We start from the raw sequence: 25,413 nt of genomic DNA on the forward strand, positions 1-25,413 counted from the left end.
ATTACTCGCGGATGCGGACGACGCCGTCGGTGAACGCGCGTCGGTTCGGCACCACGTACTCGGCGCCCTCGCTCTCGACGTGCGTGACGAACACGTTCACCTCCTGCACGACGCCGTCGGTGTCGCCGATGCGGACGCGGTCGCCGATGCTGTACGGTTGTTCCAGCAGGAGGTAGAAGCCCGCGGCGCCAGACGCCAACAGGTCGCGGAAGGCGAGGCCACCGAACATCACGAGTGCGAACCCGTACGTGCCCAGCAGGACCACGAGCGCGTTCGTGGCGACGCCGAGTTGTCCGAGCGCCACGAGTGCGGCGACGAAGATGACCGACCACTTGGCGAGCGTCGGGACGACGCCCGTCTGCGGGAGTTTCACGCCGCGGAGGCGGTCGTTGACGAGCAGTTCCACCTTGTCGCCGACGACGAGGCCGACGATGAGGACGAGCGCCGCGAGGAACAGCGCGGGGAGGAACTCGGCGGCGCGGTTCCAGAACGTCGAGATGTAGCGCACCCGCGCGATGGTGAGTGCGACGATGACGCTGAGGATGAAGATGAAGTACCCCGAGAGGTTCGCCACCAGCGAGACGGTGGAGGTGCCGAACTCGCGAGCGGTTCGCTCGAAGGCGGTGCCCTCGATGGTGCCGGGGACCCCCGCGCTCACGAGGATGCGGCGGTTGATACGGACGACGAGGTAGCCGAGGAACGCGCCGAGGACCAGGACCCCGAGCGCCAGCCACAGGCGGGCCGGGACGCTCGTCAGGGCGTTCCCGACGGCGTCGGTCGCCGACTGGGCCGGGAGTGGCAGCGGGTGCGCGCTCACGGGTGCGGCCGCGGGAGCACCGCTGGCGGCCCCCGGCGGGATGACTGGTCGAGTCATCCTCAGTACTCCTCCGGGTCGAGTTCGAGGACGAGCGACCCGCCCTTGAACGCGCGGACGAGGCCGTCCGACTCCGAGAGCACGATGGCGATGGCGTTCGTGTCGCGGGTGATGGCGCCGCCGGCCATGTGCCGCGCGCCCAGCCCCTTCGGGATGTCGACGCCCTCGGCGCCCGGTTCGAGGTAGCGGTACGCCGACACGATCTTGCCGGAGTCGCTGATGACGAACGCGCCGTCGAGCCGCGAGAACTCCTTGAGCATCACGTTCACGATGGGGTCGCCGACGTGGACGTGCGACTTCTCGAAGGGGTTGTAGCTCAGCGGCCGGGACTTGTTCATCACCTTGCCCGCGTCGCCGACGACGAACAGCGCGCCGACGGGCTTGCCCTTCTGTCCCTTCTTCCCGAGTTCGATCGCCACGTCGAACACGTCGCGGACGACGTTCGGGTCCGGGCGGGAGTTGGCGAACAGGTCGTAGATGCCCGAGTGCATCGACTCGGTGACGGGCGTGCGGATCACGCCGTCGATGGGGTCGCCGAACACGCCGACCGCGCAGGCGATCACGTCGCCCTCTGCGCAGTAGCCGTGGTCCATCGCACCCTCGATGCCGAAGCGGATCCGGTCGCGGACGTTGTCGAACTCCAGCGGCAGTTCGACGTAGCGCTCGGCGTCGAGGTCGTCCTCCGGGGCGACGACGACGACGGCCTCGTCGTCGATTTCGCGGTAGTCGTCGTAGGTCGATCCCGTTGGCGAGAAGAGGAACACCTCGTCGACGTCCGCGACGAGGTCGGCGAGGAGGTCGGCCGAGGTAGTCATGCTCGAAACGTTTCGTGGCGCGTTCATATCGGTTTCGGCGCCGTCTTGCGTCCGGCGTACGGCCGTCTCCCCCGCGTCGTGCACCGGCCCGCACGACTCGGCCGCCGGAATACATACGAGCGTTGACGGCGTTCGCTTAGCGATGGAGAGTGGCGAGGGAGAACGGCGGCGAGGGGGTCTCGGCGACGTGTTCGAGCGCGTCGCCCCCGGCGAACCGCTCTCGACGGCCGAGGTCGCCCGCCACCTCGCGGTCGACGAGCACGAGGCGACACGGCGCCTCCGGGCCGCCGCCGCCGCGGGGAGCGTCCGGAGCAAGGCGTTCCCCGGCGCCGGGAGAGCCTGGTGGCGACCCGCAGACGGCGAGGGGGCACCGACCGACGACGCGCTCGTCGAGGTCGAGTACAGGTCGACGGCGCTGGCGACGCCGTTCCTCGACGCGTTCGAGGCGGTCCCCCCCGAGGGAGAGACGGTCCCGACCGACGCCCGCATCGACGCGACCATCGAGTCTGTCGTCCCAGTGCGCGACGGGATGCTCCAGTACTACACCGCTCGCGGCGTGTCGCCGAAGCGCTACCTCGCGGCCCTCCGCACGGTCCCGGGGGTGTCTCGGGCGCGACTCCTGTCGACCGACGGGGACCGCGTCCGGGTGGAAGTACGGATCGACGGCGACGACCTCACCAACCTGTTCGAGGCGTTCGGCGGGTGGGTCACCGGTGGTGCGCTGCTCGACGGCACGGTCCGGATACGCGGGACGGTGCCGAAGGCGACAGACGTGGCCGAGGTGACCGACACCGTCCGGGAGTGGGTGCCCGACGCCGAACTCACGAGCACGCGGGCGGTGTACACTCCGCGAGCCGTCCGCGACCTCGTGAACGAGCGGCTGTCCGACCAACAGCGTGCCGCGCTGGAGGCCGCCTACTACGGCGGCTACTTCGCGGTGCCTCGTGACAGCACCGGCGAGGACATCGCCACGGCGCTGGGCATCACTCGACAGACGTTCAATCACCACCTCAGACTCGCCGAACTCGCGGTCGTCCGACAGCTGTTCGACGCCACCGAGCGCGACGCGCTCTGACTGGTCAGCGTGACCGTTTATGGGCGGTAGTGGGGTGTCTAGGTAGCATGGAAGAGCGCGTGCGTGCTCCCGGTGGTGCGGGGGCTGGGGTGGTGGCAGAGTTCGACGCGGTCGCCGGGGTTCGATTCGAACCGCTTCGGGACGCCTACCGTGTCCAGAAGCGACGCGACCATCCCGAACCGGTCTCGTACCTCGTCGTCGAAGCCGTCGCCGCCGTGACTGGGACGTCGATGATGGATCTCGACCCGCTACACGAGACGATCGATGCGGACGCGCTCGACGCCGTCCTCACGGCACCCGAACACGTCGGTGCGATCGTCCGCTTCGACTACGGGGGCTGTCGGATCGAGGCCTCGAGCGGCGGCGAACTCCTGATCACCGAGCGCTGACGAAACCCCGTTCGCGACGAGGCAGGGGCAGTCGCCGCCCGGCGCGACTCAAGCGACGTCCCGACCACACAGTTGGACCGCCCAAGCGCCTCCATCCGTGGGATCGACACCGGCCCCGAGCCACGGCTCTCGCCCGACCGGGTCGCCGTCTTCGGGCGTCGGCGCCCTGACGACCGCCTTCGTCCGCGAGGAGAGGCTCGACAGGGGGAACTCGTCGTCCGGTCGGAAGCCGCACCGACCGAGCACCGTCGCCGGCATCGGGGCGCCACAGCACTTCAGCACGTCGGCGTCGGCGCCGTCCTCAACGACCGCCGAGAGCAGCGCCTCGTAGCTGTCCGCGGGCGCCGACCCGTCCGCCGGGAGGGTGTCCAGCACCCACACGCGTCGGAGGTCCTCGTCGTCGCTCGTCGCCGCGATGACGCTCGCGACGACCCCGCCGTCCGCCTTCGCGAGGTACGTCGTCGTCTCCCAGCGAGGGTTGCCGAACCGCCAGTTGTAGAACGCCTCGTCACGCCTGATATGGACCCTGTCGGGCACGCCTGACTCATAGAGCTGGACCAGCGTCTCGGCCGGCACCGTCTCGTGGCGCTCGACCGTGTACTCGCTGGGACCTCCGAGAGAGGTGAGCGACGACACGCCCCGGGCCAGCGAGAGGCCCGCCTGCCCGATGGCGAGCATCCCCTTCGCCGCGAGTCGGTCGGTCGACAGTCGCGCGCCGGCGAGGCGTTCGACGTCCTGTATCCGGTAGTAGGTGGGGACCGTGCCGATCTCCTGCCAGCCCAGCTTCTTGAGCCCGGGCATGATCGCGTCTGAAGGGAAGTTGTAGTAGCAGGACTCGGGGCCGTCTGCGTAGTCCTCGAGCAGGCGCTCGGTCATCCGGGTGAACAAGCCCCGCCGCCGGTGGTCGGGGTGGACCATCCAGTCGGCGGGCTGGAACGCGATGACGGTCTCGTCGCCGACCGCGAGCGGGAACACCACACACGGCTCCGCGCCGGCCAACTGCCCGTCCGCGTCGGCGACGACCATCGGGACCTCGTCGACGTAGGGGTTCGCCTCGAAGCGCCACTCGAACCACTCGGCGCTCTTGCGGCGCCCCCACACCGCCTCGTACAGGTCGAGGAATCCGTCCGTATCGCCCGGCTCGAACGGTCGAATCGTCGCCTGGTTCTGTTCCTGTGTCTGCGTCAGTCCCATCGAGGCGGACAGACACGTGCTACTTTGTTGGTAATGATGCGGCTTCTCCGCGCCGCATCCGAGACGACAACGGGCCGCAACCGTGCCACAGGGCGCTCGCTGCTGTCGATAAGCTTGTCTTACCCTCGGGGGAATACGGTTGCGACCCGAGTACCAGCCGACGCAAGGGTGGCGTCGCTCGTCGGTCGAGGCGCTTCGGCCGGTGACGGAGGAAGATGCGCGGGACCGGATTCGAACCGCGGTCGGACGTGCTCGGCTCGCTTCCGCTCGCCTCCGCGCGACCTCCCTGGTTCGAACCCGTTCCGTGTCGATTCTCACGGCTCTCCCGTTTGGTCGAGCCGGAGAATGCGCGGGACCGGATTCGAACCGGCGGACCCCTATGGGACAGCGTCCTAAGCGCTGCGCCGTTGGCCTGGCTTGGCTACCCGCGCTCGCCCCCACGTACCCCGAATCGCCGTAAGTAGCTGTCGAACCGGGGCGACGATTTATACGCGGCGACCGCGAAGCGCCGGCAGATGTACCGGGCACGTGACGAGGTCGAGAACGAGGAGTGGCTCGCGCGCCTCCGGCAGGCCGCCGAGTCGCTCGACCTCTCGCCGGAGGCCCGCTCGAACGCGACTGACCTGTTCCTCTCGGGCGTGCCGGAGGCGGACCGCTCGAAACCCGCGATGGCCGCCGCGTCGCTGTACGCCGGCGCGCTGATCGCCGGCGACGAGCGCCCGCAGACCGCCGTCGCCGACGCGATGGACGTCACTCGCCTCTCGGTCCAACAGCACTGGAAAGACGTGCTCGAAGACGCCGGCTTCCGGCCACCGACGTGGTAAGCGGCGCGGTGGCGCCGCGCTCGATGCGGCCTACTCGGTGAGGAGTCGATACGCCAGCAGGGCCAGCCCCGCGAACGCCGCGAGTTGGCCGACGAGGAACAGCGCGCCGCCGACGTACGCGAGGAGGCTGTCGGGGTCGCGCCCGGCGACACGGATCGCCTGGTACCCGACGAGCAAGGCGAGGCCGCCGACGAGGAGCAACTGCGTGGAGCGCGACCGACGGGCGAGCCAGCCGGCGGCGTCCATCTACTCCGCGTCCGGCGGCGCGGTGCCGCGCCCCTCGCGCTCGGGGGTGACGTTGCCGTGGCGGTCGATCTCGCCACGCACGATCCGCGTCGAGGAGATGCGCTTGCCGTCCTCGGCGGGGACGTGGTCGACGACCTCGATCCGGAGGCTGGGGAGCCCCTTCTGCTCGCGAATCTCGTTGACCCGCTCGGCGCCCGACTGCGTCTCGGGGGAGACGATCAGCGCGTCGAACCCCGGTTCGACGGCGATGCCCGTGGGCTTCGTGAGTTCGCGAATCTCGTACTCGCGGTCGTGTTCGGCGGCCAGCGGCGCCAACTCCGCGTCGAGGTCGCGCTTCCGGTCGGCGAACGGGCGGACGTAGCGGTCCGTGTGACGGGTCTTCGGGGCCAACTCGTCGGAGGTGAGCCCGACGGTGAGGTCCCCGAGCTCGAACGCGCGCTCGAACAGCGCGCGGTGGCCGTCGTGGACCGGATCGAACGTCCCGCCCAGCGCGACGTGCATACCCGCCGGTGGGCGCCCCGGCACCTAAAAGCGACGTTACTCCCCGTCGAGTAGCCGGCACGAGTGGGGCACGACCACGACCGTCTGTCAGTCGTGGGTGGGGTCGCCGGGGACCGTCGGCGTACTCGATTGATGCGAGCCCGGCGGCCGGCAGACGACCACCGTCGGGTCCGGTCCGTCGTCAGTCCTCGTCGTCGGGGCGCTCGACGGAGATACTGACGGGGTCGTCGCCGTCGTCCGAGCCGCCGTCCCCGCTCAACTGGGCGTCCAGGTTGAACACGGTGTTCAACTGGTCTTGCACCTCGCCGACGACGCCCTCGACGAGTTCCGACGGTTCGATCGCCTCGTACTCGTAGGGGTTGTTGCCAGCGCCCGCCGCCTCACGTTTCGTCCGCGTCACCGTCTCCTCGCCGTGGAGCTCCGCCAGCGCCTCGCGGACGGTGCTGGGGTACAGCCCCGTCCCTTCGGCGACCTCGTCGCTCGTCGACCCGGGGTGTTCACGGAGGTACACGTAGATCCGAGCGCGCGTCTCCGTGTCGAGCAGCCACGAGAGCAGGTCGACGATCCGTTCGTCGAACCCGCCGGCGACCTCGGTGGCGCCCTCTTCGAGCCGCTCGGCAGCCTCGCGTAGCTCCCCGCGCGGGGAGTTCTCGTCGGCGGTGTTCTCCGCGTCGCCGCCGTCCTCGGGGGCCTCGTCCGTAGACATATGTCGCGTTTCGGCGGTCAGAACTCCGTAGTGAAAACCCCGTCGCCCGTATCGGTTCCCGATAACGCGACCGACGCGTGTTCCTCGGTCAGCGACCGTGCTCGTCGAGCAGCAAGTCGTGACACAGCGCCGCTATCCCGTCGTTCTCTCGGATCCTGCGCTGGCGCGCCGACCCCGACTCGCGCTCCAGCAGGAACCGGGGGCCTTCGACGCCGAGGCGGTCGCACGCGCGCTCGACGACCGTCGGGATGTCGACGACCGACTCGCCGTCGCGAGCGACGAAGGTGGCGTCTTCCCCGTGGCGCATCGCCCGCCACTTGTTCTCGTCGAGGAGTTCGCGCCGGAGGCCGTGGTCGCCGCCGAACCCGGCGTCGGGGTCGCTCTCGTCCTCGTAGCGCTCGGCGAGGTCGGTGACGAGCGCGTGGACCCACTCGACGAACGCGACGGTGACGTCCGGGTCCGACTGGGCGTCGGGCGTGCGCACCTCGACGGTGCCGTGCCCCGTGTGGGGGCGCACGTCGAACCACAGTTCGCCGCGGTCTTCGATCGAGCCGTGCTCGACCATCCGGCGCTCGAACGACTCGTAGGCCTCGAAGGAGTCGAAGTAGCCCGGCATCCCGGTGTTCGGGAGGTTCTCGAACACCTTCGCGCGAGCCGACGCCAACCCGGTGTCGAAGCCGTTCCAGAACGGGGAGTTGGCCGACAGCGCGAGCATCGGCGGGAGGGACCACCGGAGTTCGTTCGCGACCCACGTCGCCTTGTCCGCGTCGTCGACGCCGACGTGGACGTGCAGTCCGGCGGTCGTGTTCCGGTGTTGCGGGTACTGGATGCGGTCGAGTTGCGAGCGGTACCGGGGCTTCTCGGCGTGGTCGAGTTCGCGCCACACCGCCGCCGGGTGGAGGCCGGCGGCGGCGACCTGCAGGTCGTACGACGCGGCGTGCTCGACGAGCGCCTCGCGGACGGCGACGACGTTGTCCCGGACCGACCCGGGGTCTTCGATCAACGGGGTCTGGGTCTCGACGACGGACTTGAACAGTTCGTGGTCGATGCGTCCCCCGAGCGGTTCGGGCGGCTCACGGTCGCCGTAGACGAGTTCGTCGCTCCCGGCGGTCGGGCGCCCGTCGCCGTCGACGACGTAGAACTCCTCCTCGACACCGAGGGTGCCCATCCGATCGAACGCCGCGGCCGAACCCGTGTCCATCGGCGACGGCTTGGACGTGGGGCGATAAATAGGTCGGGAAACCGGGTGGCACGTGTCCGTCGCCGTGACAGTCCGGTGGGCCGGTCGCCTCCGTCGTCGAGCGGCGGTGTGGCGCCCGCCGCCGTCACTTCGGCGTCGCGACGACGCCGAGGTGGTCCTCGTGGAACCGGTCTAACTCGCGCGTCTCCAGCACCTCGTACATCTCGCGGAGGTCCCCGAGCACCTCGTCGAACACCGCATTGGGGTCGGCGGCGACGTCCTCAGAACGGGCCTTCACCGCCAGCAGGAGTCTGCCGTCGTCGGCGAGGAACTGCCGGTTGCGGACGGCCACGTCGGCCTGGCCGCGAGTCGCCACGTCCTGCACGAGCACGTCGCAGTCGGCCTCGACGACGTGGGCGTACGTCTCCGGGCGGCGGGCGTCTTTGAGGAGGGGGAACAGGGTCGCGCGCGACTCGCAGGCGTCGAGCAGGTCGCGGACGGGGCGCGGCGAGAACTCGACGGCGTACGTCGGTCCGGCGAAGTCGGCGACGTGGCTCACGGTCGTGCCGTTCGCGGCACCGAGGTAGAGCACCGTCTCGTCGCCGACGAGGCCGGTGTCCATCCCGAGTTCGAGCATCCCGCCGAGTTTCGAGCGCCCGGCGTCCCACGCGCGCCACCCGTCGTCAGTCGGCTCACCGTACACTGGTTCGCCGCGGGTACAGAGCCGCTCGCGACCGTCGAACTCGCGTCGCTCCACCCCGTCGGGGAGGTGCTCACTCATCGTCGGCACCTCCGTCGTCGTCCTCGGCGCGGGCGCGGATGGTCTGCATGCGCTCGTCCAACTCCGCCTCCAACTCGGGCCGGTAGTCGCCCGAGTAGTGGTCGATCCGAGCGGCGATGGTCAGTTTGCCCGCCAGCGCGCGCGAGGCCGACCCGCGGTCTTCGGGTCGGGTGCCGCGGACGTACTCGTGGGTGTAGATGACGCCGTGTTTCGGCGAGGAGCCGTGACCGCGCAGGTGCGCGAACAGCGCGTCCTCTGCGCCGAGCACCTGGAGCGTGCCGGAGGGCTTCTTCGCCAGCGGCTCCAGCCCGCCCGCCAGCGAGATGAGTCGCGCGGCCAGCACCGGCCCCGCGAGCGCCGCGAGGTTCGGTGCGGCGACGGGCGCGCGCGACTCAATGAAGGCCTCCAACTCGTCCGCTTCGGCAGCGAGGTCGGCGACCCGCGTCGCCAGCGAGACGACGCGCTCCTCGGCGGGGCCCTCCGGGTCGCGCTCGGCGAGGGCCACACAGCCGTCGACACCCGTGCCGGCGTCCTCGAACAGCGTCCCGGCCCACTCGGACACGCGCTCCGCGAGTTCGTTGGCGACGCGCTCGGCGTCGTCCATCGCGCGGACCGCGTGGAGCAGTTGGCGGTCGTCGGCGCGCTCGCGCTCGTCCACCGCGGCGCGAGTCGCCTCGACGGTCGCCTCGCGGAGTTGTTCGTAGTAGTCCTCTTCGTCGGTCGCGGCGCCCGACTCGACGGCCAGCGCCGGCCAGTCTGCCGGCGCGGCCGCCGTGCCGTCGCGGACGCGGTCCGCGGGCGACTCGTCGTCGCCGACGGCGAACCACGCCGCCGCCTCGGCCCCGGCGGCGTCGCCGGGAGCGCGGCCCGCGGCGTCGTCGTCTGTGGTCATGCACGTCCGTTCCCGTCGACCGTTGATTAGCGTTGTCTCCGCGGGCGCGGATACGAACCGAGTAACCTTTGGCCGCTACGCCGCACACCTCGCCCATGCAACAGCCGGAACTCGACCGTTTCGAGGCGCCCGACGTCAGCGAATTGACGCCGCCGACCCGGACCCTGATGGGGCCGGGCCCGAGCGACGTCCACCCGCGCGTGCTCCGCGCGATGAGCACGCCGCTGGTCGGCCACCTCGACCCCTCGTTCGTCGAGATCATGGACGAGACGCAGGAACTGCTCCGGTACACGTTCCAGACCGACAACCAGTGGACCATCCCCGTCTCCGGCACCGGGTCGGCGTCGATGGAGGCCGCCATCGGCAACCTCGTCGAACCGGACGACACGATGCTCGTCCCGACGAACGGCTACTTCGGCGGGCGGATGGCCGAGATGGCCCGCCGCGCCGGGGGTAACGTCGTCGAGGTCGACGCACCGTGGGGGGAGCCGCTCGACCCCGTCGACGTGGAAGCCGCCTTCGACGAACACCAGCCCGACGTGTTCGGCTTCGTCCACGCCGAGACCTCGACGGGTGTCCGCCAGCCCGACGTGCCCGAACTGACGAGCATCGCCCACGACCACGACGCGTACGTGATCGCCGACTGCGTCACCTCGCTGGGTGGCGTCTCGCTGAAGGTCGACGAGTGGGACGTCGACGTCGCCTACTCCGGGCCGCAGAAGTGCCTCTCGTGCCCGCCGGGCGCGTCGCCGCTGACGCTCAACGACCGCGCGATGGACAAGGTGCTCTCCCGGGAGGAGCCGTCGCGGTCGTGGTACCTCGACCTCTCGCTGCTGGAGGGGTACTGGGGCGAGGAGCGCGCGTACCACCACACCGCGCCGATCACGAACGTGTACGCGCTGCGCGAGGCGCTGCGCCTCGTCGCCGAGGAAGGGATCGAGTCGCGCTGGCAGCGCCACCGTGACACTGCGGGCGCCCTGAAGGCGGGCGTCGAGGCGATGGGGCTGGAGATGAACGCGGACGACGAGTTCTGGCTGCCGAGCCTCAACGCCGTCCGCGTCCCGGAGGGCGTGGACGACGGCGCCGTCATCGCGGACCTGCTGGAGCAGTACGACCTCGAGATCGTCTCCGGGCTCGGCGATCTGGAGGGTGAGATCTTCCGTATCGGCTGCATGGGTCACTCCGCACGCCCGGAGAACGTCTCGCTGCTCGTCTCCGCGCTCGGCCAGACGCTCGCCGAACACGGCGCCGACGTGGACGTTGGCGCAGGCGTCGAGGCGACCGCCCAGCGACTGTAAGCGACCCGACCACCCCGACTCGCCACGCCACACCCACACACCCTGGCCACCAGCCCCAAGTGCGAGGCGTGGGCACAAGCGGGGCGCATGGACGAGGTACTCGAGGCCGCGGAGGTCGTGGCGGACTCGGAACTGGAGGGGGCAGTCGTCTGGCTACTCAGGGTGGTCGGCATCCTCCTCGCGCTCGGTGGCGCCGGCCTGTGGCTGTTCACGAGCGCGGGACTGCTGTGGCTCCCGGCGCTGTTGATGGTCGCGGGGGTGCTGCTGGCGACCATCCCCGGGATCCTGTTAGAACTGCTGGAGTTGTTCGCGTAGACCGTCGACGGATCCCGGAGACGGGGAGGCGGCGACCTCTTTTTCACCCCACCACACCAACACGAGAACGTATGTACGAGGACATTCTGCTGGCGACCAACGGGGGCGTCGCGTCGATCAACGCCACCGAACACGCGCTGGAGTTGGCGGCCGACCGCGCCCGACTGCTCGACGACCTGGACGTCGCCGTCGAGCGCGAGGCGACCCTGCACGCGCTGTTCGTCGTCGACGAGGCCGCCATCACGACGTACTCGGGCGACGAGTACGTCGACGGCCACGAGGGGCCGGAGTACGGTTTCGAAGACGTCGGCGAGGAGACACTCGCAGACGTGCGCGAGCGCGGTGAGGCCGCTGGCGTCCGCGTGGAGACGCACCTCCAGCACGGCACCCCCGAGGAGACCATCCTGGAGGTCGCCGACGACATCGACGCCGACCTGGTCGTGGCGGGGAGCCAGCGTCGCCCCGACGAGTACCGGATGCTCGTCGGCAGCGTCACCGAGCGCGTCGTCCGCGCGAGCGACCGGCCCGTGCTGGTCGTGAAGACGCCCGTCGACGAGGCGGGCGAGCCGATGGTGTGAGCAGGTCCGAACCGCGTCGCCGTCGGGTGGTGTCCGCCCCGGCTACCACTCCCTGAGCGCGCTCGCGCCGTGGTAGTGGCGGAGCACGCCCAGGAACGTGAGCGCGCCGAGGACCGCGAAGCCGCCGCCCACGTAGAACACCCACTCCATTCCAACCGACCCCATCAGCCACCCGGCCGCGACGGGGGCGATGACCGATCCAGGTCGCCACACGAGTTCTCGGATGCCGAAACTGGAGGCGACGCCGTCGCCGTCGCTCCCCTCGTCGGCGAACAGCGCCATACTCGCGGGTTCGCGGAAACTGTCGGCGATGCCGAGTCCCGCGTTCAACACGAGGAGCGGGAGGAAGGCCGCCGAGACGACGCCGAGCACCGGCAGCGACGAGGGGAGGCCGAGGAGGTCGCCGACCATCGGCGTGAACGGGACCAGCACGGCGACCACCCCGTAGGCGCCGCCGCCGGCGAACACGAACAGCGAGCGCCCCGTGGTGTCCGAGAGGCGACCGGTGTACGGCTGGAGGAGCATGTTGGTGAACTTCTCCGAGACGGTAATGACGGAGACGGCGAACGCCGGCATCGCCAACCCGCCGCTGGCGGCCGCGTACCCTGCGAACACGGGGATCCAGTTGCGGACCATCATCACGGCGACCGCGTACTGCGCACGGAAGGAGGTGAGCGTGAGGATGCGGCGGTTGAGCGCGAGGTCGGTGAAGGGGAACCCCTCGACGCGCGTCTCGTCTTCGGACAGCAGGAGGCCGGTGCCGAGGAACGTGATCACGTACAGGCCGGTGATGAGCAAGAACAGTTCGCGCGACCCGCCGAAGTAGTCGTAGAGAAAGCCCGCCGAGAGGCCGCCGATGATCGACGCCGCGAACGACGCCGCGTTGGCGCGGCCGATGTGGCTCGCGCGACTCTGTTTCGTCGCGAGTTCGCCGACCAGTCCGAGCGTCATCAGCCCCATCCCGGTGAACACGATGCCCTGCATCGCCCGCACCGCGAGCAGGCCCGTGCCGTCGGTGACGACGCTGAACGCCGCGTACGTCGCGATCCCGACGGCGAGTGTGCCGAGGAGCACGAGGCGTTTGTCGTAGCGGTCGCCCGCCCACGCCAGCGGCACGACCGCGACCGTCTGTGCCAGCGTGTACGCCGCGTACAGGAAGCCGAACGCGACGCCGTCGATGCCGAGGTCGGTGGCGATCTTCGGGAGGACGATGATGAGCGCGATGCTCCCGAAGCCGCCGGCGAACCGCGAGAGGTACAGCGTCCAGAACTGGAGGCGCGAGGCGGACGAGTCGGTCACGTGTCGCCGTTCGCGGGGGGAGTCAAATGGCCGTCGAACCGTCGCGGTCGACACGGACGCTCTTCACCCGGGGCGCCGTCTCCCGCGTATGGTCACGCTGCTCGACACGTACATCGAGAATCGCGAACGCGTCCAGCCGGACGACACGAACAACTACGACACGGCCCACGGCGGCAACGTCGCCAAGTGGATGGACGAGGTCGGCGCGATGTCGGCGATGCGCCTCGCGGGCCACCCGTGCGTCACCGCCAGCATCGACCGCCTCGACTTCGCGCGGCCGATCCCACGCGGCGACACCTGCGTCATCGAGTCGTACGTGTACGCGACCGGTAGAACCTCCGTTCGCGTCCGCCTTCGGGCGTTTCGCGAGACGCCGGAGACGGGCGAGCGCGAGTTGACGACGGAGGCGACGTTCGTGTTCGTCGCGCTCGACGAGGAGCGCCGCCCGACGCCGGTGCCGGAGTTGACCGTCGAGAGCGAGCGCGAAGCGGACCTCCGTCGGGCGGCGCTGGCGGCCGAGTCGGACGGTTCGGGCGAGTCGACCGAGTGAGGCGCTGGGCCGGGAGCAACCGATACCTCGGTGCGTCGCGTACCTCGGGTGTGAGCGACCTCGACACCCTCCGGGCGCACCTCGACGACCTCGCGTTGTCGGCCCACCTCGCGACCGCCGTCGACGACCGCCCGCACGTCGCGCCGGTGTGGTTCGTCCTCGACGACGACGCTGACGCGCTGTGGCTGTTCACCGGCGGCAGAAAGCTGGAGAACCTCGCTCGCAACCCTCGCGTCGCGCTGTCGGTCGAGTCCGCCGACCGCGCCGGCACCGTCGACTGGCAGGCGACCGTCTTCGGCACCGCCCACCGGGTCGACGACGACGCGCGTGCGGCGTGGGTGGAGCGCCGCTTGGCGGCGACGTACGCGATGCACGAGGCCGACCCAGACGCACTCGGCGGCGACGACGCGGACGACGAGGCCACGGTGTCGAGCGAGGGGCTGGTTCGCGTCGACGTGGGGAGCGTGAGCCTGACAGAGTTTTGAGCGGCGCCCGAAGTCGCACCCGGCGGTAGGCTTATTCCTGTGAGGTCAAACCCCGCGGCAGTGAGTTCACCACGGCCGCCGCAGGTACTCGACGAAGAAATCGTTGTCAGCGACGACCACGGCGACCGGCGACTTGTCGTCGCCGGACCGCCAACCGCGCTCGACGCCGCGGCGTCGGACGTGACGGACGCGGTCGTCCTCGGCGACGGCGGCTCCGTCTCGACGTTCTTCCGCGGGTTCACGACGACCGCGTTGCCGGGACCGCCGGCGGCGTGGGACCTCAACTTCGACCGCGAGGTGTGGGGACCGCGCGACGGCTGGGTGTCGTTCACGACCGACCAGACGTTCCTCGGCGGAACCGACGACCCCGCCGACGTGCTCGCTGAGTTGCGGGTGGTGGCTGGGCAACTCGACGAGTTGGAAGCCATCGACCGTTGACGATCCTACGTGGAGCTGAGACGCTCCGAAGTCGTGTGGTGCGCCGCGAGAAGTACGGGCTTGGAGGGAGTTGAACCACGGTCGGACGTGCTCGGCTCGCTTCGCTCGCCTGTGCGTGACCTCCCTGCTTCAACTCCCTCGGACGACCGTTAGTCGGTGCGGTTCCTCGACCCGTGCGCTCCGCTCCCGGATCTCCTCACAGTGCGCCTCGAAGAACGGGCTTGGAGGGAGTTGAACCCCCGACCGACGGATTAAGAGTCCGTCGCTCTCCCTGACTGAGCTACAAGCCCTTGCGTTCCCAAGAACCGGGGGGACGGTAAAATGCCTTCCGTTTCCCGGACGGCGCCGTCGTGAACGAACATCACCGCTTAAGTGCCGTCCGGCCCGATTTCGCCTCACATGAGTACCGGGGTCACCGTCTCCTCGATGTCGACCTACGCCATTCTCGGCTGTGGGAGCGTCGGCCACGCGGTCGCCGACGAACTGGCCGACGAGGAGAAGGACGTGCTGATCCTCGACCGTGACGAGTCGCGCGTCGAGGCGCTGCGCGACCAGGACCTGAACGCGAAGGTGCAGGACATCGCCGAACCGGACGTGGTCGATGCGGTCGCCGACCGAGACGTGATCCTGATCCTCTCGTCGGACGTGGACGCGAACAAGGCCGCCGTCCGCGCGATCCGCGAGCACGGCAGCGACCAGTACGTGGTCGTCCGCGCCTCCGACCCCGTCAGTGAGGACGAACTGGCGGATCTGGGCGCCGACGTGGTGATCAACCCCTCGACGGTGATCGCCGACTCCGCGCTGCGCTCGCTGGAGTCTGGTGAGTTGGAGTACAAGGCCCGCCAACTCGCGGACATCCTCCGGGCGACCAACGGGAAACTCGCGATCCTCGCACACGACAACCCCGACCCCGACTCCATCGCCGCCGCGGTCGCGCTCAAGGCCATCGCCGCAGAGTACGACGTCGACGCCGACATCCTCTACGACGGGGAGATCGGCCACCAGGAGAACCGGGCGTTCGTCAACACGCTCGGGATCGACCTCCACGCGCGCGACGACGCCCAACCGCTCGATGAGTACGGCGCGCTCGCGCTCGTCGACTACGCCGAGACCGGCGGCAACGAGATCGACGCCGAGGTCGACGTGTACATCGACCACGACGAACCGGACACGGTGATCGACGCGGCGTTCACCGACATCCGCAAGAACGTCTCGGCGACGTCGACGATCCTCACGAAGTACCTCCAGGAGTTCGACCTCTCGCCCGACGAGACGGTCGCGACGGCGCTGCTGTACGGAATCCGCGCGGAGACGGTCGACTTCAAACGCGACACCACCCCCGCGGACCTGACGGCGGCGGCGTACCTCCACCCGTTCGCCAACCACGACACGCTCGAGGACGTGGAGTCGCCGAGCATGAGCCCCGAGACGCTGGACGTGCTCGCGGAGGCGATCCAGAACCGCGAGGTGCACGGCAGTCACCTCATCTCCAACGCGGGGTTCGTCCGCGACCGCGAGGCGCTCGCGCAAGCGGCCCAACAGCTCCTGAACCTGGAGGGGATCACCACCTCCGCCGTCTTCGGCATCGCCGAGGACACGATCACCCTCGCGGCTCGGTCGAAGGACATCCGCATCAACATCGGGAACGTGCTCCGTGAGGGGTTCTCCGACGTGGGCGAGGCCGCGGGCCACTCCAAGCAGGGGACCGCCGAGATTCCGCTGGGGCTGTTCACCGGCATCGAGACGACCGAGTCGAACCGCGACACGCTGCTCCAGCTGTCTGAGGAGGCGGTCCGGAAGAAGCTGTTCGACGCGATGGGCGTCGAGAGCTCCGCGACTCCCGGTTCCGGGTCGGGCGAGTCAAGCAACGGCTCGTAACGGGCGACGAACTTCCTGCGGTGTCCGGTTCTGGGAGCGTCCCTCGTCTGTCACTACCCGTCAGCGACCGCGCCGACAGTTCTCCGATCCGATAGCTTCGGAGCAACGCTTATGTGGTATACGGTAGCATGCATCATACAGAGGAGGTGGTCGTCATCACAGGACACACACGGACGGGCGACCGGGACCGACCGACCGATCCGCGCCGCGCGGACGGTCGTACCTACGGCCACGACGAGGACTGCGCGGGAGGCGGGTATCGAGCGGAAACCGGGACAGCCCAGTAACCGAGTACCGAGCACAGAACGGAACAGCGCGGTAGACAGGCATCGAACGCAGAACGGAACAGCGCGGTAGACAGGCATCGAACGCAGAACGGAACAGCGCGGTAGACAAGGATCGAGCGCAGAACGGAACAGCGCGGTAGACAGGCATCGAACGCAGAACGGGAACGGAGGGAACGACGGGCCGGTCGAACGCGAGACCCGAGAGGTGATCGGGGGAGGTCTCCACTCGAACGGCGGCGGCGAATCGAGCGGTGAACGGAACAGCGCGGATAACGGGACAGCGCGGACGAACGGAACAGGGCGGGAGTCACCATCGTTCCGACGGGTGTATCGCCGGCCCGGCCGCGTGCCGGGCCGCGACCGACGTTCAGAACTGGTGAGCAGTCGCTGTGCGAGTTCGACGACTAGTGGCGTGTCCGCCGAATCGGCGGCGCCCCGACTCAGACCTGCTGTTCCTCGGCCGTCTCGTCTTTGAGACGTTCGATCGTGTCGTTGATCAAGATGACGTCGCCGACCGCGCGGACCCACCGGTACGGGATCATCACTCCCTTGCCCGGCTCGATCCGGCTGGCGAACAGCTCCTCGCTCAACTGCGACAGCGCGAGCCCGGTGACGGCCTGCGCGTCCAGGTCGAGGCGGACGTCCTCGACCTCCCCCACGAAGACGCCGTTGTTGGAGTAGACCTCCCGACCGACGAGGGTCGTGATCTCCTGCGGCGTCGCGTCTGCGTGCATACGGCGTCCTGCGGCGCGGCGGGTCTTAAAATCGTTCCTCGGTCACGGACGTGCGTCCGACGCGCGACCGACGACCGGCTCGCGGCCGTACCGCGACCGGACTACTCGGGTGCGATAGCCTCGATCGGATGCTCGGCTGGTTCGCCCAACAGGGCGTCCAACTGCTCACAGCAGGAGGTACCCGAAGCCAGCACGCGCCCCGCGTCGCCGAACTGCTCGGCGAGCGGTTCACCCACGTCCATCGACAGCGTGTAGTACGCCGACTTGTAGCCGAAACTCCCCGCCATCCCGCAACACTCCGTGTCGCTCGTCGTCACCTCGTAGCCGAGTCGTTCCAGCACCGCGACAGTGTGGCCCTCGAGGCCGAGCGTGCGCTGCTGACAGTGGGCGTGGTACGCCACCCGCTCGCCGTCGCCGTCGGTCAGGCCGCCGGGGTCGGCGCCGTTCTCCAGCAACCCGAACACGTACTCCAGCACCTCGTAGCTGTTCGTGGCGAGGCGGTCGGCGTCGTCCTCGTCGATTAGCTTCCCGTACTCGCGGTCGAACGCCGCCAGGTCGCTGGGCTCGATCACGACCACGTCGCGCCCGGCGTCGATCGCTGGAGCGAGTGCGTCCACACACCGCCGTGCCTTCCGCCGGGCCGTCTCGACCATCCCCTGCGAGAGCGGAGCGCGACCGCTGCCAACCGCCGCCGAGGCGGGAACGTGGACGCGGACGCCGAGCGCCTCCAGCGCGCGAACCGCCGCCTTCCCCCGGTCGACGGCGACGTGGTTCGTGTACACGTCGGGGTACACCACCGCCTCGCGGCGGGCCACTCCTTCGCTCACCCGCGGGCCGCCGCGGGCGTCGAACCAGTCGACGAGCGTCTCGCGCTCGAACGACGGGAGGTCGCGTTCGCGGGCGACGCCGAGCCAGCGGTCCATCGCGGCGCGTACCGGCCCGAGGTCCGCGCCCCAGTTCGACAGCGGCGCCGTCGCGCTCCCCAGTTTCGCCAGCGTCTCGAAGTTGCCGAACAGCCGCTTGGCCGGGTCGAGTCCGGCGGGTTCGTCGTCTGGGGTGAGCCCTTCGACGAGCGGGTCGAACGTGCCGGGGTCGGCGCCGCGGTTGATGCGGTCGCGGACGACGGTGTTGATCCACGGGATGTCGATCTCGACGGGACACGCCGGGACACAGCGGGTACAGCCCGTACAGAGGTCGTTGAACTCGGCGGCGGTGTCGAGCCCTTCGACGCCGGCCTCCCACCCGGTCGCGATGCCACCGGAGTACGTCTCGCCGCCGAAGGCGTGGCCGCCGACCGACTGGAAGTTGCCACACGAGTTCGAGCAGGCGCCACACCGGATACAGTACAGCGTCTCGCGGAGGTCGTCGTCCTCGCGCATCGCGAGGCGACCGTTGTCGACGAGCACGAGGTGGAACTCGCGGTCGGGGTGTGGCTCGGTCGCCCCGTCGCCCGACGCGGTTCCCGACGCCGCCATCGGCTCGTCCGGATCGGCGAAGTCCACCGGCGGCGACGGCGTCGGCGGCGTGAGCAACGACACGTACGAGGTGATGTCCTGGCCGGTTCCCGAGCGACCGATCAACTCGACGAACGGTGCGAGGTCCTCGACGCTGGGAATCACCTTCTCAACGCCCGCGACCGCGACGTGGGTGTCGGGGACGACCGCCGTCTTGCGGGCGTTCCCCTCGCTGGTGACGAGCGCCACGGTCCCGGAGTCGGCGGTGAGGAAGTTCGCACCCGTCACGCCCACGTCGGCCTCGCGAATCTCGGCCAGCAGTTCGTCGCGGGCGAAGCGCGTCAGTTCCTCGGCGGTCTCCGGGCGGTCGTCGGGGGGCAGGTCGAACGACTCGGCGAACAGGTCGGCGATGCTCTCGCGGGACTTGTGTATCGCGGGGCCGACGATGTGGCTCGGCGCCTCGTCGGCCAACTGGAGCACCCACTCCCCGAGATCCGTCTCGGTGACGCGCGCGCCGTCGGCTTCCAGCGCCGCGTTCAACTCCAACTCCTCGGTGGTCATCGACTTGCTCTTGACCACGTTCCCGCCGTCGACCACCGCCGACACGTAGGCGTTCGCGTCGGCAGCGTCGTCGGCGACGTACAGGTGCCCGCCACGAGCCTCGACCGCCTCTCGGAGGTCGTCGAGCAGGTCCGGGAGACGCTCGATGGCGTCCTCCTTGATCCCCCGCGCCTCCCGCTTCAACGCCTCGTAGTCGTCGAGGTCGGCGGTCGAGTCGATGCGGCCACGGTTGAAGCCGCGCGTGTTCTCGGCGACCGAGTCGCCCTCCGTCTCTAGCAGGTGTTCGATACGGCGAGCCGTCTCCGATCGGGAGTCGGGCTTACTCATCGGGACCTCCTTCCGTGTCGGCCGTTGCGGTGTCGTCGCCGGCGCCCTCGGTGTCGTCCGGCTCCTCCACGAGCACGACGTCGACCTCGCGAGGCCCGTGCGCGCCGATGACGAGGTCGCCCATGTCGGCGGTCGCCGAGGGGCCGGTGGCCAGCACGGCGCTGGCGCCGTCGCGGAGTCGGTCCCCCAGAGCGCCGACGGCCTCGCGCATCCCCGGCACCAGGTCGGTGGCCCGGAGGACGACGACGTGGCGTTCGGGGAACAGCGACACCTGCTCGCTGCCGGCGGCGTCGGCGGCGAGCACGACCGTCCCGTAGTCGGCGATACCGAGACTCGCCGCGGTGACGCCGGTGGCCGCGGCGTCCAGATCTGCGGGCGTCGGGTCGGTGACGACCGACGGCGGCAGGTCGAGGCCGTCAGGGAGGCTGACGCCGACGGCGGGCGGATCGAGCACCGCCGCGACCGCGTCGGCGACGCCTTCGGGAGCGACCCGGTGGACAGTCGCGTGGTGCCGCTCGACGTTATCGACGAACGCCGATCGGGTGTCCGTGGTCATGTCGAGTCATTGCGAAGCCGGGCGCTTGTGTGTTGCGTTGGCACAGATCGGGGGCAGCGGACGCGGTCCCCCGCGGGCTTATGTCACTCGCACACACACCGGGAGACAACCGATGTCTTCCGATATCCCGTCCCCGCCCGACGACGGGCCGGACCTAACCGACGCCGACTACGACTACGCCGCAGACGACGTGGCCCAACCGGGGCTGGTCGCCGACCTGGAGGAACTCGTCGACGGGGACGTGCGCTTCGACACCTACTCCAAGCAACTGTACGCGACCGACGCCTCGGCGTACCGACGCACGCCGATCGGCGTCGTCCTCCCGCGCCACACCGACGACGTGGCGGCGGTGATGTCGTACTGTGCCGACGAGGAGATCCCGGTGCTCCCGCGGGGCGGCGGCACGTCACTGGCGGGGCAGACGGTGAACGAGGCCGTCGTCCTCGACTTCACGCGCTACATGGACGAGATCCACGAGGTCGACCCCGACGCCAGCGAGGCGACCGTCGACGCCGGCGCCATCGTCGAGGAGATCAACGAAGCCGCCGCACCCCACGGGCTGAAGTTCGGGCCGGACCCCGCGTGGCGCGACAAGTCCGCCATCGGCGGCGCCATCGGCAACAACTCCACGGGGTCGCACTCGCTGAAGTACGGCAAGACCGACGCGTACGTCGAGGAGGCGGAGGTCGTCCTCGCGGACGGCTCAGTCGAGACGTTCGGCGAAATCGCGGTCGAGACGATGCGCGAGGAGGCCGACCCCGACGGGGAGGTACTCGAACGGATCTACGCCGAACTCGTCCGCATCATCGACGAGGAGGGCGACGCGGTGACCGAGCGCTACCCGGACATGAAGCGCAACGTCTCCGGGTACAACCTCGACGTGCTCGTCGACGAGGCGCGCGGCGAGTGGGCCGACCAAGGGATCGGCGCCGGCGGCTCCGGCGAGCCTGGCACGGTCAACCTCGCGCGACTCATGTGCGGGAGCGAGGGCACGCTCGGCATCGTCACGGAGGCGACCGTCTCGCTGGTCAAGGTGCCCGAGACGAAGGCCGTGGCGCTGCTCACGTACGACTCACTGAACGAGGCGATGGACGACGTGGCACCGATCCTCGAACACGACCCGGCAGCCGTCGAGGTGCTTGACGACACCCTGCTGGACCTGGCCCGCGAGACGACCGAGTTCGGCGACGTCGTCGGCCTCCTCCCGGACGGCACCGACTCCGTCCTGTTGGTGGAGTTCTACGCGGACGACGACGACGAGGGCCGGCAGAAGGTTGCCGACCTCGTGGCCGACCGCTGCCCCGGCACCGACACGGTCGTCGACCCAGCCGACGGACGGGTCGACACCGACGAGCCGATCCGAGCGGGCGCAGCGATGGAGGCCCACGACGCCGACGAGCGGGCGACGTTCTGGAAGATGCGCAAGTCTGGGCTCCCTATCCTCCTCGGGCGCACCTCCGACGCCAAGCATATCTCGTTCATCGAGGACTGTGCGGTGCCCCCAGAGCACCTCTCGGCGTACGCCGCCGACTTCCAGGACCTGCTGGAGGAGGTTGGTACGTTCGCCTCCTTCTACGCCCACGCCGGGCCGGGCGTGCTCCACGTCCGCCCGCTCGTCGACACGAAGTCGCTTGAGGGGATGGAGCAGTTGGAGCGCATCGCCGAGGGGGCGACAGACCTCGTCGTGAAGTACGGCGGCAGCGTCTCTGGCGAGCACGGCGACGGTCGCGCGCGCACCCAGTGGAACCGCAAACTGTACGGCGACGACCTGTGGAACACGTTCCGCGATCTCAAGACGGCGTTCGACCCCGACTGGCTGCTCAACCCGGGCAACGTCTGCGGCGACCACTCACTCACCGAGCACCTCCGATTCGACCCGGAGTACGCCTTCGACGCGGGGTTCGACCCCGCGCTCAACTGGGACAACGAGAACGGCTTCCAGGGGATGGCAGAGCTGTGTCACGGCTGTGGCGGCTGTCGTGGCGGTCAGTCGACGACTGGCGGCGTGATGTGCCCGACGTTCCGCGCGGCCGACGAGGAGATCCAGAGCACGCGCGGCCGGGCGAACCTCCTTCGGGGGGCGATGTCGGGGGACCTCCCGGCGGACCCGTTCTCCGAGGAGTTCGCCGACGAGGTCATGGACCTCTGTATCGGCTGTAAGGGCTGCAAGCGCAACTGTCCCAGCGGCGTCGACATGGCGAAACTGAAGGCCGAAGTCGCCCACGAGCGCCACGAGCGCGAGGGGCCGAGCCTCCGGGACCGGCTGTTCGCCAACATCAACCTCGTCTCGCGCGTCGGGTCGGCGCTGGCCCCGGTGTCGAACTGGGCGGCGAAGCTCCCCGGCTCGGGATTGGTCGCCGAGAAGGCCCTCGGGATCGCCAGCGAGCGCGACCTCCCGGCGTTCCACCGCACGACGCTGCGCGACTGGTACGAGGCGCGCGGCGGGTCGACGGTGACCGAGGCCGACGCCGACCGCACCGCGGTGCTCGTCCCCGACACGTACACGAACTACAACCACCCCGATGCGGGGAAGGCGGCCGTTCGGGTGCTGGAAGCGGCGGGCGTGCGCGTCGAGTTGGCCGACGTGGAGGACACCGGTCGCCCGGCACACAGTATGGGCTTCCTCGACACGGCGCGCGAGCGGACGGCGGCGGCGGTCGACGACCTCGCACCACGAGTCGCCGACGGTCGCGACGTGGTCGTCGTCGAACCGAGCGAGGCGGTGATGTTGCAGTCTGACCTGCTGGACCTGCACGACTCCGAGGCAGCGGCGACGGTCGCCGCCAACAGCTACGGCGTGTTGGAGTACGTCGACGCGTTCCGCCTCGACGAGGCGATGGACCTCGACGGCGCAGGGTCGCTCACCTACCACGGCCACTGCCACCAGAAGGCGACCAAGAAGGACCACCACGCGGTCGGCGTCCTCCGGCGCGCGGGGTACACGGTCGACCCACTCGACTCGACGTGTTGCGGGATGGCCGGGAGCTTCGGCTACGAGGCCGAGCACTACTCGATGAGCACGGCCATCGCGAACATCCTGTTCGACCAGGTAACCGAGAGCCCCGGGACGGAGGTGACGGCGCCGGGCGCATCCTGCCGCTCCCAACTGGCCGACCGCGAGGGCGCCGACGGCGACCCGCCCCACCCGGTGGAGAAGGTCGCGGCGGCCCTGCGGTGAGTCGCGCGTCGGGAACGGGCCGCTCCCGGGGTCGCGACACCGTTAACACGTGGCGTGCCAACCCGCCCGTATGAACCGACTGACTGCGCTCCCGCTGTTCGGCTTCCTCTCGGTGTTCGGCGTCCTCTACGTCGCCGGCGCCTTCGACGGCGTCCCCGCCGCCGACCGCGTCGGCGGGTTCGTGCTCGGACTGCTCGCGGTGGTCGCGCTCGTCGCGGGCTACTCGTTCGCGCGTGGCTACCGGGGAGACGAGGCTGGTGAGTAGAGAAGGGGCCAGCGTCCCGACCGCCGCCGGTGACAGTTCGCGGCGTTCAGGCGACGAACGCGTTCGAGAACGCCGTGTCGTCGACGACGACGGTGCCGTCGCCGTGGACGGCGATGGAGTGGTCGTCCACGTCGAACGCGAACGTCCACTCGGTCCCGTGGTGGACCGCGAGGAGTCGCAGCGCGTCCGTGTCGAACGTCTCGTGGAGACGGGGGTCGACCGCCGTGATGTCGACGCCCTCGACGGCGGCGATGGCCGCGACGACGGCGACCTCCGGCGCGGCGTACTCCACGTCGAGAGTGTCGGCCGAACGGGTGTCGGCAGAGAGGGTCTGTTGGCTGTCGGTTCTGCGGATGTGTTGGTGACTCATCGTGGGGAGATTCGTTGTGAGATATCGACGCCGCTCCCGATGTAGCGGAAGCACGGCGCGGAGTACGGTGCCTCGTTCTGGTAGTGAAGCGGTAGACGCGTGACATCGATATAAATGTATGTCGGGGAGAGAGCCGCTGTCACCCGATTATCCCCAGTCGCCTCGAACGAGCGCGCGGAGCGCGATGCCGGCTACAGGTCGTCGAGGACCGCGCTGAACGCGTCCAGCGCCGCCGCACAGTCCTCGGGGTCGCGCCCGAGCGAGACGCGGACACCCTCGTCCAGTCCGAAGAAGCGCCCCGGCACGACGAGCACGCCGGCCTCCCAGGCCGCCTGGCTCACCGCGTCGCCGTCGGCGCGCTCGTGTTCGACGTAGCCGAACGGGGAACCGGGGTCGACGCGCCCCGCGAGGTCGTCGCGCTCGTCGAGGAACGTCCGCAGGAGGTCGTGGTTCTCGCGGCAGTGGTCGCGCGCGTCGGCGACCAACTCGTCGCGGTGGGCGAAGAACCGGCGCGCGAGCGCCACGCTCGGCGCCGCCAGCGTCGGGAGGTAGTGGCCCACTTGCCGGGCGCGCTCGACGAACTCCTCCGGGCCGATGATCCAGCCCACGCGGAGGCCGCCGAGCCCGTGGAACTTCGTGAGCGACCCGACGGCGACGGTCGAGGGGAGGTCCGCCGCGGTTGGCCCGCCGAACGGGCCGGCGCCGTCGTCGCAGGTGTACGGTGCGTACACCTCGTCGACGAGGAGGTAGCCGTCGCCGACGGCGTCGACGACCGCGGCGGTGTCCGCCAGCGTCGAGCGCGTCGCCAGCCGACCGGTGGGGTTGTGCCGGTTCGTCACCGTCACGTGTGCCAGCGGCCCCGTCAGGTCGGCGGCGGCGGCCTCGACTCGTTCGGGGTCGAGCACGGCGTTCGGGTCCAGGCGGCGGAACCGCGCGACCTGCATGTCCAACGCCCGCGGCGTCTCGACCAGCGGCTCGTACCCCGGCTTCTCCACCAGCGCCCAGGGCTGGGGCACCTCCTCGCCGTCGTCCGTTGCGGCGGCGACGCGCTCACGCGTGAGCGTCCCCGCGGTAGCACACGCGAGGAAGCCGGCGTGGCTCGCCCCCGCCGTCAGCAGGACGCGCGACTCGTCGACGTCGTACTCGGCGGCGACTCGTTCGGTCAGCGACGCGTCCTCCTCCGGCGGCGACAGCCCAGCGAGCCGGGCCGGGACGGGGTCGTCGGGGCCGACGGGCGGGAGCCGACGGAGGTCGCTGGAGCCGAGGTCGTACTCTGCGGCCTCCGGGCGCCCCTCGATCCACTGCAAGTACGCGAGCGGCGGGAACATACTCCGCGGGTTCGGGGGCCAGCGGAAAAACGCTC

27 protein-coding genes and 2 tRNA genes are annotated in these 25,413 nt (G+C 69.9%); 12 read left to right on the plus strand and 17 right to left on the minus strand.

Annotated elements, in window-relative coordinates; translation table 11 throughout:
• Window position 1 precedes the first annotated feature (1 nt).
• Together P0R32_RS07835 and dacZ are read right to left on the minus strand one after the other, a co-directional pair.
• Window positions 2-874, minus strand: a complete 873-nt coding sequence (locus tag P0R32_RS07835) for a mechanosensitive ion channel family protein (protein ID WP_276236390.1) — start codon at window positions 872-874, stop codon at window positions 2-4.
• A gap of 2 nt (window positions 875-876) precedes the next feature.
• On the minus strand, window positions 877-1,689 hold the full coding sequence (gene dacZ / locus P0R32_RS07840) for a diadenylate cyclase DacZ (protein ID WP_276236391.1): 813 nt from the start codon (window positions 1,687-1,689) through the stop codon (window positions 877-879).
• A gap of 142 nt (window positions 1,690-1,831) precedes the next feature.
• Between dacZ and P0R32_RS07845 the strand changes: the two genes are divergently transcribed.
• Window positions 1,832-2,764, plus strand: coding sequence for a helix-turn-helix domain-containing protein (locus P0R32_RS07845; RefSeq protein WP_276236392.1), 933 nt, complete (start codon window positions 1,832-1,834; stop codon window positions 2,762-2,764).
• A gap of 47 nt (window positions 2,765-2,811) precedes the next feature.
• On the plus strand, window positions 2,812-3,153 hold the full coding sequence (locus P0R32_RS07850; RefSeq protein ID WP_276236394.1) for a HalOD1 output domain-containing protein: 342 nt from the start codon (window positions 2,812-2,814) through the stop codon (window positions 3,151-3,153).
• A gap of 48 nt (window positions 3,154-3,201) precedes the next feature.
• Here the strand turns inward: P0R32_RS07850 and P0R32_RS07855 are convergent, their stop codons facing one another.
• Entirely contained in the window at window positions 3,202-4,347 is a 1,146-nt protein-coding gene (locus tag P0R32_RS07855) for a GNAT family N-acetyltransferase (RefSeq protein WP_276236396.1), read from the minus strand.
• Window positions 4,348-4,693: 346 nt separating this feature from the next.
• Window positions 4,694-4,778: transfer RNA gene (locus tag P0R32_RS07860), tRNA-Leu, on the minus strand.
• 84 nt (window positions 4,779-4,862) lie between these two features.
• Here P0R32_RS07860 and P0R32_RS07865 point away from each other — a divergent pair.
• Window positions 4,863-5,171: a cyclin family protein gene (locus P0R32_RS07865; RefSeq protein WP_276236397.1), complete on the plus strand. Its 309-nt coding sequence runs from the start codon at window positions 4,863-4,865 to the stop codon at window positions 5,169-5,171.
• Between the two features lie 30 nt (window positions 5,172-5,201).
• Here P0R32_RS07865 and P0R32_RS07870 read toward each other — a convergent pair whose 3' ends face one another.
• The 6 genes from P0R32_RS07870 to P0R32_RS07895 all read right to left on the minus strand — a co-directional run bounded on the left by P0R32_RS07870 (window position 5,202) and on the right by P0R32_RS07895 (window position 9,477).
• Window positions 5,202-5,417, minus strand: a complete 216-nt coding sequence (locus P0R32_RS07870; protein ID WP_276236398.1) for a hypothetical protein — start codon at window positions 5,415-5,417, stop codon at window positions 5,202-5,204.
• Window positions 5,418-5,918, minus strand: a complete 501-nt coding sequence (locus P0R32_RS07875) for a phosphopantetheine adenylyltransferase (protein ID WP_276236399.1) — start codon at window positions 5,916-5,918, stop codon at window positions 5,418-5,420.
• Window positions 5,919-6,099: 181 nt separating this feature from the next.
• Window positions 6,100-6,624, minus strand: coding sequence for a helix-turn-helix domain-containing protein (locus tag P0R32_RS07880; protein ID WP_390218581.1), 525 nt, complete (start codon window positions 6,622-6,624; stop codon window positions 6,100-6,102).
• An 88-nt stretch (window positions 6,625-6,712) separates the two neighbouring features.
• A complete protein-coding gene (locus P0R32_RS07885; RefSeq protein ID WP_276236400.1) occupies window positions 6,713-7,825 on the minus strand; it encodes a glutamate--cysteine ligase in 1,113 nt (370 codons plus the stop codon).
• Between the two features lie 124 nt (window positions 7,826-7,949).
• Window positions 7,950-8,585, minus strand: coding sequence for a fibrillarin-like rRNA/tRNA 2'-O-methyltransferase (locus P0R32_RS07890; protein WP_276236401.1), 636 nt, complete (start codon window positions 8,583-8,585; stop codon window positions 7,950-7,952).
• A complete protein-coding gene (locus P0R32_RS07895) occupies window positions 8,578-9,477 on the minus strand; it encodes an NOP5/NOP56 family protein (RefSeq protein ID WP_276236402.1) in 900 nt (299 codons plus the stop codon). The genes P0R32_RS07890 and P0R32_RS07895 overlap by 8 nt, the downstream gene beginning before the upstream one ends.
• Before the next feature lie 95 nt (window positions 9,478-9,572).
• On the opposite strand from P0R32_RS07895, the gene P0R32_RS07900 reads away from it, so the two are divergent.
• From P0R32_RS07900 to P0R32_RS07910, 3 genes are all read left to right on the plus strand, one after another.
• Window positions 9,573-10,775: a pyridoxal-phosphate-dependent aminotransferase family protein gene (locus P0R32_RS07900; protein ID WP_276236403.1), complete on the plus strand. Its 1,203-nt coding sequence runs from the start codon at window positions 9,573-9,575 to the stop codon at window positions 10,773-10,775.
• An 87-nt stretch (window positions 10,776-10,862) separates the two neighbouring features.
• Entirely contained in the window at window positions 10,863-11,090 is a 228-nt protein-coding gene (locus P0R32_RS07905; protein WP_276236404.1) for a hypothetical protein, read from the plus strand.
• 71 nt (window positions 11,091-11,161) lie between these two features.
• The gene (locus P0R32_RS07910) at window positions 11,162-11,668 is read left to right on the plus strand and encodes a universal stress protein (RefSeq protein ID WP_276236405.1); all 507 of its coding nucleotides are present in this window, start codon (window positions 11,162-11,164) and stop codon (window positions 11,666-11,668) included.
• A 42-nt stretch (window positions 11,669-11,710) separates the two neighbouring features.
• On the opposite strand, the gene P0R32_RS07915 is transcribed toward P0R32_RS07910, so the two are convergent.
• The gene (locus P0R32_RS07915) at window positions 11,711-12,967 is read right to left on the minus strand and encodes an MFS transporter (protein ID WP_276236406.1); all 1,257 of its coding nucleotides are present in this window, start codon (window positions 12,965-12,967) and stop codon (window positions 11,711-11,713) included.
• Window positions 12,968-13,055: 88 nt separating this feature from the next.
• On the opposite strand from P0R32_RS07915, the gene P0R32_RS07920 reads away from it, so the two are divergent.
• The 3 genes from P0R32_RS07920 to P0R32_RS07930 are packed head-to-tail and all read left to right on the plus strand — an operon-like array spanning window position 13,056 to window position 14,440.
• Complete coding sequence (locus P0R32_RS07920) at window positions 13,056-13,517, plus strand: acyl-CoA thioesterase (RefSeq protein WP_276236407.1); 462 nt, start codon at window positions 13,056-13,058, stop codon at window positions 13,515-13,517.
• A 50-nt stretch (window positions 13,518-13,567) separates the two neighbouring features.
• Entirely contained in the window at window positions 13,568-14,002 is a 435-nt protein-coding gene (locus tag P0R32_RS07925; protein ID WP_276236409.1) for a pyridoxamine 5'-phosphate oxidase family protein, read from the plus strand.
• A gap of 60 nt (window positions 14,003-14,062) precedes the next feature.
• Window positions 14,063-14,440, plus strand: coding sequence for a hypothetical protein (locus P0R32_RS07930; RefSeq protein WP_276236410.1), 378 nt, complete (start codon window positions 14,063-14,065; stop codon window positions 14,438-14,440).
• A gap of 216 nt (window positions 14,441-14,656) precedes the next feature.
• Here P0R32_RS07930 and P0R32_RS07935 read toward each other — a convergent pair.
• Window positions 14,657-14,730, minus strand: a tRNA-Lys gene (locus P0R32_RS07935).
• Between the two features lie 109 nt (window positions 14,731-14,839).
• Here P0R32_RS07935 and P0R32_RS07940 point away from each other — a divergent pair.
• The gene (locus P0R32_RS07940) at window positions 14,840-16,318 is read left to right on the plus strand and encodes a DHH family phosphoesterase (protein ID WP_276236411.1); all 1,479 of its coding nucleotides are present in this window, start codon (window positions 14,840-14,842) and stop codon (window positions 16,316-16,318) included.
• 727 nt (window positions 16,319-17,045) lie between these two features.
• On the opposite strand, the gene P0R32_RS07945 is transcribed toward P0R32_RS07940, so the two are convergent.
• The 3 genes from P0R32_RS07945 to P0R32_RS07955 form a co-directional block, all read right to left on the minus strand.
• Complete coding sequence (locus tag P0R32_RS07945) at window positions 17,046-17,339, minus strand: PRC-barrel domain-containing protein (RefSeq protein ID WP_276236412.1); 294 nt, start codon at window positions 17,337-17,339, stop codon at window positions 17,046-17,048.
• A 101-nt stretch (window positions 17,340-17,440) separates the two neighbouring features.
• Window positions 17,441-19,681 carry an LUD domain-containing protein gene (locus P0R32_RS07950; protein WP_276236413.1) on the minus strand — a complete coding sequence of 747 codons (2,241 nt, stop codon included), beginning with the start codon at window positions 19,679-19,681 and terminating at the stop codon, window positions 17,441-17,443.
• Window positions 19,674-20,237, minus strand: a complete 564-nt coding sequence (locus tag P0R32_RS07955) for a LutC/YkgG family protein (RefSeq protein ID WP_276236414.1) — start codon at window positions 20,235-20,237, stop codon at window positions 19,674-19,676. The genes P0R32_RS07950 and P0R32_RS07955 overlap by 8 nt, the downstream gene beginning before the upstream one ends.
• Before the next feature lie 112 nt (window positions 20,238-20,349).
• Between P0R32_RS07955 and P0R32_RS07960 the strand changes: the two genes are divergently transcribed.
• On the plus strand, window positions 20,350-23,415 hold the full coding sequence (locus tag P0R32_RS07960) for an FAD-binding and (Fe-S)-binding domain-containing protein (RefSeq protein WP_276236415.1): 3,066 nt from the start codon (window positions 20,350-20,352) through the stop codon (window positions 23,413-23,415).
• Window positions 23,416-23,485: 70 nt separating this feature from the next.
• Window positions 23,486-23,680, plus strand: a complete 195-nt coding sequence (locus P0R32_RS07965) for a hypothetical protein (RefSeq protein ID WP_276236416.1) — start codon at window positions 23,486-23,488, stop codon at window positions 23,678-23,680.
• A gap of 46 nt (window positions 23,681-23,726) precedes the next feature.
• Here the strand turns inward: P0R32_RS07965 and P0R32_RS07970 are convergent, their stop codons facing one another.
• Both P0R32_RS07970 and P0R32_RS07975 read right to left on the minus strand, forming a co-directional pair.
• Window positions 23,727-24,050: a HalOD1 output domain-containing protein gene (locus P0R32_RS07970; RefSeq protein ID WP_276236417.1), complete on the minus strand. Its 324-nt coding sequence runs from the start codon at window positions 24,048-24,050 to the stop codon at window positions 23,727-23,729.
• A 191-nt stretch (window positions 24,051-24,241) separates the two neighbouring features.
• On the minus strand, window positions 24,242-25,378 hold the full coding sequence (locus P0R32_RS07975; RefSeq protein WP_276236418.1) for a pyridoxal phosphate-dependent aminotransferase: 1,137 nt from the start codon (window positions 25,376-25,378) through the stop codon (window positions 24,242-24,244).
• Between the last annotated feature and the right edge of the window lie 35 nt (window positions 25,379-25,413).

The organism is Halobaculum marinum, from assembly GCF_029338555.1.
GTDB classification, from domain to species: domain Archaea; phylum Halobacteriota; class Halobacteria; order Halobacteriales; family Haloferacaceae; genus Halobaculum; species Halobaculum marinum.